Here is an 11,674-nt window from a genome sequence, read left to right on the forward strand (position 1 = left end):
GGCGTGCCTCAGACGGCGCCGCCGACCACCGCGTCACCGGTCGGGGTGGCCGCGGCCGGGTGGGGCCTGGGCGCGAGCGAGGCGAGGTCGCCGGTGTCGCCCATCCTCAGGACGAAGGGCCGCTGCGGGGTGTAGCGGATCGCGGTGACCGAACAGGGCTCGACGCTGATCCGCTGGAAGTGGTCCAGGTGCAGCCCGAGGGCGTCGGCCACCACGGCCTTGATCACGTCCCCGTGCGAGCAGGCGATCCAGACCGCGTCCTCGCCGTGCTCGGCGGCGATCCTCCGGTTCCACTCGCGCACCGCGTCCACCGTGCGGTGGCTCAGCTCGCGCAGCGACTCCCCGCCGGGGAAGGCGGCCCCGGCGGCGTGGTCCTGCACGGTGCGCCAGAGCGGCTCCTTGGCCAGCTCCGCCAGCGGGCGGCCGGTCCAGTCACCGTAGTGGCACTCCCCCAGCCGCTCGTCCTCGGTCGGCGGGCCCAGCTCGGGCCGGACCGCCAGCAGCGGCTCCAGCGTCTGCCGGCAGCGCTCCAGCGGGCTGCTGACCGCCCCCACCAGCGGGATGCCCGCCAGCCGGCCGGCCAGGGCGGCGGCCTGCGCGCGCCCGGTGTCGTCGAGGTCCACGCCGGGGGTCCAACCGGCCAGGATTCCGGCGGTGTTCGCGGTGGAGCGGCCGTGACGGACGAGCAGCAGGGTGGGCATGGGGTCAGCCTACGGCCTTCGGGCCCGGCCGTGGGCCCCGGTTCTTCCGCCCGGTCGCACCCCGGCCGCCGGGAGGCCGGGGGACGGGGCACCACCCGGGTCCGTGCCGAACGGCCCCGCTCGGGTGACAATGGCCCGCATGATCGTCCACTGCGCCGCCTACCACGACGGCCACCGGATCAAGGCCCCCGCGGACCTGGCCGGTGCGCTCGCCGCCGCCCGCGCGGCCGGTCCGGACGGCTTCGTCTGGATAGGCCTGTTCGAGCCCACCGTCGAGGAACTCGACCACGTCGGCAAGGAGTTCGCGCTGCACCCGCTGGCCGTCGAGGACGCCGTCAGCGCCCACCAGCGCCCCAAGGTGGAGGCCTACCAGGGCTCGCTGTTCGTCACCCTGAAGACCCTCGGCTACCACCCCGGCGGTCACGTCGTGACGGTCGGCGAGGTGATGGTCTTCCTCGGCCCGGACTTCGTGATGACCGTCCGGCACGGCGAGGACAGCCCGCTCAGCGGCCTGCGGGCCGCCCTGGAGCAGGATCCCGAGCAACTGCGCTACGGGCCCAGCTCGGTGCTGCACTCGGTCTGCGACACCGTCGTGGACGGCTACGTGGAGGTGGCCACCGCGCTCCAGACCGACCTGGACGAGCTGGAGGCGGACATCTTCTCCCCCGGCCGGGTCGGCCGCGACACCGCCGGCCGGATCTACGGCTACAAGCGCCAGGTGATGTCCGTGCGCAGGGCCACCGGACCGCTGCTGGAACCGATGCTGGCCCTGGAGCGCGGCGCCCGCTTCGTCCGCCCCGAGACCGCGCCCTACCTGCGGGACGTCGCCGACCACGTGGCCCGGGTGAACGACCAGGTGGACGGCATGGACCGGCTGCTGTCCGACATCCTGAACGCCAACCTGGCGCAGGTCAGCGTCCAGCAGAACAACGACATGCGGAAGATCTCGGCCTGGGCGGCGCTGGCCGCCGTACCGACGATGATCGCGGGCATCTACGGGATGAACTTCGACCACATGCCCGAACTGCACCAGGTCTGGGGGTACCCGGCGGTGCTGGTGCTGATGGTGGTGGTCTGCCTGGTGCTGCACCGGGTGTTCAAGCGGCACGACTGGCTGTAGTGCCGCTCCCCCACCGGCCGTCGGGTTCGTCGGGCCCGTCCCGTCCGTCCCGTCCGTGCTGTCCCGTCAGGCCAGTCCGGCGCGCTCCAGCGCCTCGACGCCGGTGCGCAGCGCCAGGATCCGCTCGTCCAGGGTGAATCCGGACGGGGCCAGGGTGAGCGTGGTGACGCCCGCCTCGGCGTAGGCCTGCATCCGGTCGGCGATCCGGGCGGTGTCGCCGATCAGCGAGGTGGCGTCGATCAGGTCGTGCGGGACGGCGGCCGCGGCACCCGCGTAGTCCCTGGCGAGGTACTTCTCCTGGACCTCGTCGGCGGCCTGCTCGTAGCCCATCCGCCGGGCGAGCTGGTTGTAGAAGTTCTTCTCCTTGCTGCCCATGCCGCCGATGTAGAGCGCGGCGTACGAGCGCAGGCCGTCCACGCCGGCCTTGATGTCCTCGCCGACCGCGAGGTTCACGGTCGGGCAGAGGTCGAAGCCCTCCAGCGTCCTCCCGGACTTGGCGCGGCCGGCCGTCAGCGGGTCGACGGAGAGCGCGGCGTGCTCGGGCGAGAAGAAGATGCCGAGCCAGCCGTCGGCGATCTCACCGGTCAGCTCCAGGTTCTTCGGGCCGATCGCGGCGATGTACAGCGGGATGTGCTCGCGCACCGGGTGCACGGTGAGCTTGATCGGCTTGCCGGGGCCGCCGGGCAGCGGCAGCGTCCAGTGCGCGCCCTCGTGCACCAGACGCTCGCGGGACATCGCCTTGCGGATGATCTCCACGTACTCGCGGGTGCGGGCGAGCGGCTTGTCGAACTTCACGCCGTACCAGCCCTCGGACACCTGCGGGCCGGAGACGCCGAGGCCGAGCCGGAACCGGCCGCCGGACAGGGTGTCCAGGGTCGCGGCGGTCATCGCGGTCATGGCCGGGGTGCGGGCCGGGATCTGGAAGATGGCCGAGCCGACGTCGATCCGCTCGGTCTTCGCGGCGACGAAGCTGAGCACCGTCGCGGCGTCCGAGCCGTACGCCTCCGCCGCCCAGCAGACCGAGTAGCCGAGCCGGTCCGCCTCCTGGGCGACGGCGATGTTGTCGGCGTCCATGCCGAGCCCCCAGTAGCCGAGGTTGATCCCGAGTCGCATCTGCCGCACCTTCCAGTGGGTTGGGGTTGCCAGCGAGGGTAGCCGTGCCCGCGCCGAACATGCTACTGACGGGTAGGAGTGGGTTGGGTCACACCGGTGCTGTTGATCGTTCTGCGGGTCGGCACCTCTGCCCGCGCACCGGCCGCTACGCTCAGCCGACGTGGGGAGCGCTCTCCCCACCTGCGCGTTCACAGGGCTGCCGGGCCTCCCGGGGCCACCGGCCAGTGAAGGGCCCGTCCGATGGAAAAGCGTCACCTCGGCCGCACCGGCCTGCAGGTCTCCCGGCTCGGCCTCGGCACCATGACCTGGGGCCGCGACACCGACGAGCACGAGGCAGCGGAGCAGCTCAAGGAGTTCGTCGACGCCGGCGGCAACCTGATCGACACCGCCGACGTGTACGCGGACGGCGGCGCCGAGTACCTGATCTCCCGGCTCACCGACAGCCTGATCCCCCGCTCCGAGCTCGTCATCGCCACCAAGGCCGGCAGCGTCCCGGAGTCCGCCCGCCGCTTCGACGGCTCGCGCGGCCACCTGCTCGCCGCCCTGGACGCCTCGCTGCGCCGGCTCGGCACCGACCACGTCGACCTCTGGCAGGTGCACTCCTTCGACCCGGCGACCCCGGTCGAGGAGACGCTCAGCGCCCTCGACATCGCCGTCTCCTCCGGGCGCGCCCGCTACGTCGGGGTCTGCGACTTCAGCGGCTGGCAGCTCGCCAAGACCGCCACCTGGCAGCACGCCCACCACGGGCGGGCACCGCTGGCCGGGGCGCAGCTGGAGTACTCGCTGCTGCAGCGCGGCATCGAGCGGGAGGCGCTGCCCGCCGCCCTGGACGCCGGGGTCGGGGTGCTGGCCGGCTCGCCGCTCGGACGCGGGGTGCTCACCGGCAAGTACCGGCACGGCGTCCCGCAGGACTCGCGCGGCGCCTCGCCGTACCTGACCGGGTTCGTCCAGCCGTACCTCGGGGAGCGCTCCCGACGGATCGTGGACGCCCTCGCCACCGCCGCCGACGGGCTCGCCAGCAGCCCGCTGGCGGTCGCGCTGGCCTGGGTCCGGGACCGGCCCGGGGTGGCGAGCGCCCTGGTCGGGGCCCGGACGGTGGCCCAGCTGCAGGCGGCACTGTCGGTGGAGGCGCTTACGCTTCCGGATGAGATCCGTGGTGCGCTGGACGACATCTCGTCGCCGGTGCACCACTACCCGGACCAGGGGTGGACCGAGCTGTGACCCCCGGCCCGGGTTGTCGAGCAGAACCTGCAGTGGAGTGACCTTTGGAGCGGACGACGATGACTGACACGGGGAACGGCGCTCCGGAGGTGACCGCCGGGGCCGAGCTGACCCCGGAGGCGAAGGCCGCGAAGTTCGCGGAGCTGGCCCAGCGGATCCGCGGCATGCAGCCGGAGGACGCCGCGGATCGTGCCGCACGGGCGGGTGCCGCCCGCGCGGAGGCCTCGATGACGGAAGCCCCGACGGCGGAAGCCCCGGAGCCCGGAGGGTCGGAGCCCGGGGAGCCGGAGCCGGCCGCTCCCGCCCCCGTCCCGGCCGCCCCCGTCCCGGCCCCGGCTCCCGCCCCGGCCGCCCCCGCCCCGGTGGTGTCCGACCGGCAGCGCGGCGAGGTGCTCCGCGCCACCGTCGAGGTGCTGACCGCCGGCGGCGCCCCGGCCGAACTGGCGGCCGCCGCCGTAGCCGCGCTCGGCGAGGAGGCACCCGCACGACTGCGCGAGGACCCGTGGGCGGTGCTGGGCCTGCCCGGCGTCCGGCCCGAGCACGCGGACGGCTTCGCCCGGGAGCTGCTCGGCCCCGGAGCCGGCCCGGGCGACGAGCGCCGCGCCCGCGCACTGGTGCCGTGGCTGCTGGAGCAGGCGGCGCTGCGCGGGCACTCGGCCCAGGAACTCGCCGAGGTGGCGGTCGGGCTCGACCGGCTCCGGATGCCCGAGCCGGCCACCGCGATCCAGGCCGCCGTCGAGGACGGGCGGGTGCTGTCCTTCCAGGAGGAGCTGACCGGCCCCGAGGCTCACGCGGCGGCGGGCGACGAGGAGGACGAGGCGCCGACCCGGACGCTGCTCGCCCTGGCGGGGCCGGCGATGGCCGAGGACAGCCTCGCCGAGAAGCTGCTCCAGCTGATGGCCACCTTCGTGCCGGGCGAGGACGCCGAGGAGACCGAGGACGCGGCCGAGGCTGCCGATGGGTCCGAGGACGCCGACGAATCCGAGAAGGCGGCCACCGGCGCGGAGGCAGCGGCAGAGGCCACCGAGGAGACCGAGGCCACCGCCGAGCAGCCTCCCGTCGCCCCCGGCCCGGCCGCCTGGGCGGCCGCCGCCGAGGCGGCGCCGTCCTCCTCCGCGACCGCCCTGATCAAGGCCGTCGCCGAACACGCCCTGGTGCTGCACACCGGCGGCGAGGCGGCCCGCGCCGAACCGGCCGTACTGGTCGCCGCCGCCCGGGGCCTCGGGCTGCGGGCCTGGGCCGCCACCTGGACCGACCAGGGCCGGGACTCCCTCGCCGCGCTCGCCCGGGCGGGAGCCGGCGCCGAGGCCCCCGTGGTCACCCTCGCCGAGCTGCTCTCCGGTACCGCCGGCCCCGGCCGCGCCCCGGACGGCACGCTCGCCCTGGACCTGCTGGTCGTGCTGGACGCCCCGCTGCTGGACGTCGAACTGGCCGCCACCGTCCTGGAGTCGCTGGCCGACGGCACCCGGCTGGTGCTCAGCGGCGACCCGGGCCAGCTCTGGTCGGCCGGCCCCGGCCGGTTCTTCGCCGACCTGCTGGCCGCCAAGGCCTGCCCGGCGGTCTCCTCCCGCACCCCGGACTTCGGCCCGATCGGCGAGCTGGTCTCCGGCATCGGCATCGGCGAGCTCCAGCCGGTCGAGGCGCCGGACAAGGAGGTGGTCATCCTGACCGCCAAGGACGCCGGCGAGGCCGTCCACCGCGCCGTCCAGCTGCTCACCGACTCCATTCCGCGCGCGCTGGGCATCCCGGTCGAGCAGGTGGTGCTGCTCACCCCGGGCCACGGCGGCCCGGCCGGCACCCGCGCGCTGAACGCCGCCGCCAAGGCCCGGCTCAACCCCGGCCCCGGCCGCTTCGGCGGCTTCGACCCGGGCGACCGGGTGGTCGACTCCCCCGCTCCCGGCATCACCCGCCCGGCCCGGGTGCTGGACGGCGACGCCGCCGGTCTGCACCTGGAGTACGCGGACGGCTCGCACCGGACCGTCCCGCCGGCCGAGACCGCCCGACTGCGGCACGGCTGGGCGCTGACCGTCCACCAGGCGCTCGGCCGGCGCTGGCCCGGCGCGGTCGTGGTGCTCCCGGAGGACGCCGCCCCGGCGCTCACCCGGCAGTGGGTCTACACCGCCTTCGGCCGCGGCGAGCGGCACCTGTCCGTGGTGCACGCGGCGGGCCCGGCGCTGGCCCAGGCCGTCGCCGAGCGCCCGGCGCAGCCGCGCACCACCCGGCTGCGGGCGATCCTCGCCGAGAACGCCGCCGCCTCCGAGTACTGAGCGGCGTCCGGCCGGCCCGCCGCGGCGGGCCGGCCGGAACGCACGACGGGCGGGCCCCGGTGATCCCGGGCCCGCCCGTCGGCCGTCCTGGACGGCGTCAGTCGTCCGGGTCCTCGTCGTCGTAGACCTCGCTCACGTCGAACCGGCAGATCAACAGCTGCGGGTCGGCGTGCTCGAAGGGTTCGGGCAGCCACTCGCCCGGCTCGGTCGGCTCGGTGGCCGCGACCCAGAGCGTCGAGTCGGCCTCCTCCAGGCCGAACTCCTCGCTGCGGGCGGCGATCTCGTCGGGCTCGTACTCGCCGAACAGCACGCCGATCGCGGCGTTCACCCCGCCCGCTCCGGCTCCGCCCGGGGTCAGCGACTCGTCCAGCCGCTCGGCCTGGGCACGCAGTCGCTCGGGGTCGACGACGTGGTAGTCGCGGCGGATCAACACGCTGATCGCCTCGGGCTGTTCGGGGCCGTGGTACCCGCCGGGGCCCTCGTCCCCGGGGATCTCGAAGGGCGTCACCTCGTCGTAGGCCTCGTACAGGAGCTGGTCGTAGGCGATGGCCGCCGTGGCGAGCTGCTCGTAGGCGGCGGAAACGGCGGGATCATCGGCTGCGTTGGGGCTTGACACCGCTTCCAGATGACGATCGATGGCGGCCTTGACCGCCTCAGCGGCGGCGCGTACCTCGGCAATGGTGGGCTGCGCGGCATCAGACATGGTGCAGACGCTATCTCCCCGCGGTGTCGGTACGCACAGCGGTTGTCACCTCCACCCGCGTTTTCACCGCAACTTCCCCCCTGATGTCCGATCCGTGCCACTTCGTCCCCACGCGGCACCGGCGCGAAACGGGCGCGGAGGGCGCGCACCGGACTCGACGGGGCCGTCCGGGTGCGGCTTCGCGCGCCGGGATCGGGGTATCCCTTCCCCAGTGGCAACAGGACTGATGCGCTGTCAGCCGGCGGCCCGGGTCATGCCTCTTCCGGCCGCCGCCTCCGCGCGGGAGGGGCGGCCGGAAATACCCGGGCCGACCGTCCGGGGCAGGCCGTAGGCTTGCCCGAAGGTGATCCCCAGGAGGAGCGTTTTGACCCCACGGAAGCCGGTCCGGCAGCCGGAGTACGAGTACCAGTCCCTGCGCATGCCGCGCGGCACCACGCGCAACGCGGCGCGCCAACTGCTCACCGAGCACGCCGAGTACGGGCACTGGGAGCTCGACCGACTCAAGCTGTTCCCCGACGGCAGCCGGACGGTCCGGCTGAAGCGGCGGATCATCCGGCAGGTCCGGAGCTGGTGACGGGCGGGGCACCGGCGCCCCGGGCGGGCCTCGCGTCGAGCCTCCGCGCGCCCGCGGCCGCCCGTTCGCCCGGCGGCCGCGGGTGGGTCGTTCCCGCTACGGGTGCGCGCGCGTCCGGTTCAGCGCGCGCCCCCGTCCCCGGTCGGCCGGGTCAGCGGACTCCGGCCCGGGCCCGGCGGTAGAGCACGCCACCGCCGAGCATCAGCGCGAGGCCGGCGGCACCGAGCAGCTCGACGCCGCCCGCGCCGGTGGAGGCCAGCTGGGCGGTCGGGGCGACCGTGGCGGCCTTGACGGCCTTGGCGGGTGCCACGACGGCCTGCTCGGCCGCGACGGGCGGGACACCGTTGCGCGCGACGCTCGTGACCTCCTCGGAGGAGACCTTCGGCGGGGTCGGGCAGGCCTCCACGCAGCCCTCGACCGGCTTCGGGGTGGGCTTCGGAGCGACCTTGGCCACGTTCACGCAGTCGTTGCCGAAGGCCGGGTTGCCGACGCCGACCACGTTGACCGAGTTGCCGCAGGCGTTGACCGGGACGTCCACCGGCGCCTGGACGCTGTTGCCGGAGAGCACGCCCGGCGAGTTGGCGGCGACGCCCGAGGCACTCGCGCCCGGCACCGTGGCGCCCGGCACGGTGGCACCCGGGACCTTGGCACCCTGGCTGCCGCCGGTGCCGGAACCGTCGACGCCGCCCACGCCGTCGGCGGGACGGCTGCCGTCGGAGTGACCGCCGCCGGTGACGCCCGAGCCGCCGGGCAGGCCGTGCTGGACGGGCTTGGACGCCGGGTGACCCCCGCCGCCGTTGACGTTGGCGCAGTGGTTGCCGTAGGACGGGTTCAGCAAGCCGATCACGTCGACCGTATTGCCGCAGGCATTGATCGGCACCTGGATCGGCACCTGGACCGAGTTGCCCGAGACGACGCCGGACGAACCGACGGCACCCCCCTGCGCCTCGGCTCCTCCCGCATAGGCGTAGCCGGCGGCCGAGGCCAGCACACTGCCCGTGGCCACCGCCGTGAGGATCCCCTTCTTGGCTACATTCCTCATTTTTTCCCCTGACATTTCGAGACGACGTGTCGACCTTGACGTGAACCTTTAAAAAGTCGGAATTTCCGTATATCCGTAAATCACGCAAGGGCTTCGGCTGCACACGAGTTAACGAGAGGCGAACGGGGAGGTTGAGCCGAACGAATCGGCTTCACCCGATCGAGCGATCGTGTCGGACCTCGTGTATCCGGCGGCCGCCGGGCCCGGAGCGGGTCCGGCCCGCACCGGACCGCCGGGAACGCGAACGCCCCCGGCGCGGCGCGTCCGCCGCCCGGGGGCCGGTTGCGAATCGGCTCAACAGGCCTCGACGGCCCGGAGGTCGACTCAGACGTTGGCGCAGTGGTTGCCGAACGCCGGGTTCAGCACGCCGATGACGCTGATGGTGTTGCCGCAGAGGTTGACCGGGACGTGCACCGGAACCTGGATCTGGTTGCCCGAGAGGACACCCGGGGAGCCGGCGGCCACACCCTCGGCACCGGCGTGAGCGGACGCGACACCGGCGGCGGCGAGCACCAGACCACCGGTGGCGGCGGCGACAGCGGCGATCTTCTTGACCTTCATCATTCCTCCTGTATGGACAACGCAACCCGTTCGGCGGGCTGCACAGGGATGAACGACGCTGCGGCAAACGGGGTACGGAACGGATCTCCCATTCACCCGCAACGGTGAGGTCTCGCACACATGATCAGCTTGGAGTTTCCGGCAGAATCGCTTCTGCCGATCTTCCTTTCCCCATCCCACAATCATCAGCTCCGACAATGCGCTCGGCCCGCCCCCGGGCATTCCGGGAACGGGCCGACCCAGTCGCCTGATCAGGGGCTTCAGCAGGCGTCGATGAACCGGTCCAGCACCCGGGCACCGAACTTCAGGCCGTCCACCGGCACCCGCTCGTCCACACCGTGGAACATCCCGGCGAAGTCCAGCTCCGGCGGCAGCTGGAGCGGCGCGAAGCCGAAGCAGCGGATGCCGAGGTCCTGGAACGACTTGGCGTCCGTCCCGCCCGACAGGCAGTACGGCACCGCGCGGGCGATCGGGTCCTCGGCGCGCAGCGCGGTCTGCATCGCCTCCACCAGGGCACCGTCGAAGCCGGTCTCGATCGCCTTGTCCGAGTGCAGGCTCTCGCGCTTCACGCGCGGGCCGAGCACGCTGTCCAGCTCGGCCAGGAACTCCTCCTCGTAGCCGGGCAGGAAGCGCCCGTCCACGTGCGCGGTGGCCTGACCGGGGATCACGTTCACCTTGTAGCCGGCGCCGAGCATGGTCGGCTGGGCGGTGTTGCGCAGCGTGGTGCCGATCATCTTGGCGATGCCGCCGAGCACCCGCAGCGTCTCGTCCATGTTCTCCGGGTCCAGCTCGACCCCGAGCGCGTCCGACAGCTCGTCCAGGAAGGCCCGGACGGTCTTGGTGATCCGCAGCGGGAACTGGTGCCGGCCGAGCCGGGCGACCGCCTCGCACAGCTCGGTGATCGCGTTGTCGTCGTTCTCCATCGAGCCGTGGCCGGCCCGGCCCTCGACCGTCAGGCGCATCCAGTGCATGCCCTTCTCGGCCGTCTCCACCAGGTAGAGGCGGACCTGGTCGTTGACCGTGAAGGAGAAGCCGCCGACCTCGCCGATCGCCTCGGTCACGCCCTCGAACAGCCCCGGGTGCTTGTCCACCAGGAAGCGCGCCCCGTAGGTGCCGCCGGCCTCCTCGTCGGCGAGGAAGGCCAGCACGATGTCGCGCGGGGGCTTGCGCCCGGTGCGCAGCCGGTCGCGGACGACCGCCAGGGTCATCGCGTCCATGTCCTTCATGTCGACCGCGCCGCGCCCCCAGACGCAGCCGTCCGCGATCTCGCCGCCGAACGGGTCGTGGGTCCAGTCCGCGGCGTTGGCCGGCACCACGTCGGTGTGGCCGTGGATCAGCAGGCCCGGACGGGAGCGGTCCTCGCCCTCGATCCGGACCACCGTCGACGCCCGGCCCTTGGCGGACTCGAAGATCTTCGGTTCGAGCCCGAACTCGGCGAGCTGCTCGGCCACGTACTCGGCCGCCTTCCGCTCCCCCGGGCCGGAGCCGTCCCCGTAGTTGCTGGTGTCGATCCGGATCAGATCGCGACAGATCTCGGCGACCTCGGACTCAGCCGTCACCTTCGGTGCCGCCGACTCGCTCCGCTCGCTCACGGTCACTCCTCGTCTTGGGCCCGCACCGACGCACCAGCGCGCCACCCCCAGGACCTGCACCCGGGCCGTACGAGCACGTCCGCCCATCCTCCCCCAGCCCCGGATCCCGATCCACCCCCCGCGCACTCCCGAAACCCCCTGGTCACGCCCCCGCCACACGCCACCCCTTGCCACCGCCACCGGTCGTACCGGCCGGCCCGGAATCGTTTTGGGACCCCAAGCCGATCTTTGCTACAGTTACATCTGTCAGCGCGACGGACGAGAGATCGGAAGCCGCGAGGACGACACCTGGTCCGGGTGGCGGAATGGCAGACGCGCTAGCTTGAGGTGCTAGTGCCCTTTATCGGGCGTGGGGGTTCAAGTCCCCCCTCGGACACCGAAGAAAGGCCCCAGTTGATCTGGGGCCTTTTTGCTTTTCGGCCACGGCTCTCCGCTGTGAAGCGACCGGCCGGACGCCCGTACGCCGGATGCCCGGCCGGTGGGTACCGGCCGGGCATCCGGATGGGCCTGGCCCGACGGGACGGTGTCGGGGTCACGCCCAAAACGGCGGGATTCGGTCAGCCCTGGCTGGCGGCGGGGGCGGCGGCAGCCGGAGCCTCGGCCGCCGGAGCGGCAGCGGCCGGGGCAACCTCGGTCGCCGGGACGGCAGCGGGAGCAACCTCAGTCGCCGGGACGGCGGCCGGGGCAACCTCAGTCGCCGGGACGGCGGCCGGGGCAACCTCAGTCGCCGGGACGGCGGCCGGGGCAACCTCAGTCGCCGGGACGGCGGCCGGGGCAACA

10 protein-coding genes and 1 tRNA gene are annotated in these 11,674 nt (G+C 73.6%); 5 read left to right on the forward strand and 6 right to left on the reverse strand.

The features are described 5' to 3' along the window. Positions 1 to 8: 8 nt before the first annotated feature. Positions 9 to 701: an MSMEG_4193 family putative phosphomutase gene (locus ACZ6EM_RS02100; protein ID WP_465771384.1), complete on the reverse strand. Its 693-nt coding sequence runs from the start codon at positions 699 to 701 to the stop codon at positions 9 to 11. 139 nt (positions 702 to 840) lie between these two features. Between ACZ6EM_RS02100 and ACZ6EM_RS02105 the strand changes: the two genes are divergently transcribed. Then, on the forward strand, positions 841 to 1,821 hold the full coding sequence (locus ACZ6EM_RS02105) for a magnesium and cobalt transport protein CorA (protein WP_401054572.1): 981 nt from the start codon (positions 841 to 843) through the stop codon (positions 1,819 to 1,821). A 66-nt stretch (positions 1,822 to 1,887) separates the two neighbouring features. On the opposite strand, the gene ACZ6EM_RS02110 is transcribed toward ACZ6EM_RS02105, so the two are convergent. Next, complete coding sequence (locus ACZ6EM_RS02110) at positions 1,888 to 2,934, reverse strand: LLM class F420-dependent oxidoreductase (protein WP_359901229.1); 1,047 nt, start codon at positions 2,932 to 2,934, stop codon at positions 1,888 to 1,890. 240 nt (positions 2,935 to 3,174) lie between these two features. Here ACZ6EM_RS02110 and ACZ6EM_RS02115 point away from each other — a divergent pair, with 240 nt between their 5' ends. Together ACZ6EM_RS02115 and ACZ6EM_RS02120 are read left to right on the forward strand one after the other, a co-directional pair. Further along, positions 3,175 to 4,155 carry an aldo/keto reductase gene (locus tag ACZ6EM_RS02115; protein ID WP_359901232.1) on the forward strand — a complete coding sequence of 327 codons (981 nt, stop codon included), beginning with the start codon at positions 3,175 to 3,177 and terminating at the stop codon, positions 4,153 to 4,155. 59 nt (positions 4,156 to 4,214) lie between these two features. After that, on the forward strand, positions 4,215 to 6,422 hold the full coding sequence (locus ACZ6EM_RS02120) for a helix-hairpin-helix domain-containing protein (protein WP_465771385.1): 2,208 nt from the start codon (positions 4,215 to 4,217) through the stop codon (positions 6,420 to 6,422). Positions 6,423 to 6,519: 97 nt separating this feature from the next. Here the strand turns inward: ACZ6EM_RS02120 and ACZ6EM_RS02125 are convergent, their stop codons facing one another. After that, positions 6,520 to 7,125 carry a hypothetical protein gene (locus ACZ6EM_RS02125; RefSeq protein ID WP_380554277.1) on the reverse strand — a complete coding sequence of 202 codons (606 nt, stop codon included), beginning with the start codon at positions 7,123 to 7,125 and terminating at the stop codon, positions 6,520 to 6,522. A gap of 364 nt (positions 7,126 to 7,489) precedes the next feature. Here ACZ6EM_RS02125 and ACZ6EM_RS02130 point away from each other — a divergent pair, with 364 nt between their 5' ends. Continuing rightward, positions 7,490 to 7,699 carry a DUF5703 family protein gene (locus ACZ6EM_RS02130; RefSeq protein WP_359901238.1) on the forward strand — a complete coding sequence of 70 codons (210 nt, stop codon included), beginning with the start codon at positions 7,490 to 7,492 and terminating at the stop codon, positions 7,697 to 7,699. A gap of 151 nt (positions 7,700 to 7,850) precedes the next feature. Here ACZ6EM_RS02130 and ACZ6EM_RS02135 read toward each other — a convergent pair whose 3' ends face one another. From ACZ6EM_RS02135 to ACZ6EM_RS02145, 3 genes are all read right to left on the reverse strand, one after another. Next, complete coding sequence (locus ACZ6EM_RS02135) at positions 7,851 to 8,705, reverse strand: chaplin family protein (RefSeq protein WP_465771386.1); 855 nt, start codon at positions 8,703 to 8,705, stop codon at positions 7,851 to 7,853. A gap of 360 nt (positions 8,706 to 9,065) precedes the next feature. Further along, positions 9,066 to 9,305 (reverse strand): chaplin, encoded by a 240-nt coding sequence (locus tag ACZ6EM_RS02140; protein WP_359901243.1) that lies wholly within the window; start codon positions 9,303 to 9,305, stop codon positions 9,066 to 9,068. Between the two features lie 257 nt (positions 9,306 to 9,562). Continuing rightward, positions 9,563 to 10,894, reverse strand: coding sequence for a M20/M25/M40 family metallo-hydrolase (locus ACZ6EM_RS02145; protein ID WP_359901245.1), 1,332 nt, complete (start codon positions 10,892 to 10,894; stop codon positions 9,563 to 9,565). Positions 10,895 to 11,185: 291 nt separating this feature from the next. Between ACZ6EM_RS02145 and ACZ6EM_RS02150 the strand changes: the two genes are divergently transcribed. Continuing rightward, a tRNA-Leu gene (locus tag ACZ6EM_RS02150) sits at positions 11,186 to 11,270 on the forward strand. The last annotated feature ends 404 nt before the right edge of the window (positions 11,271 to 11,674 follow it).

It is taken from the genome of Kitasatospora sp. NPDC041917 (assembly GCF_055589745.1).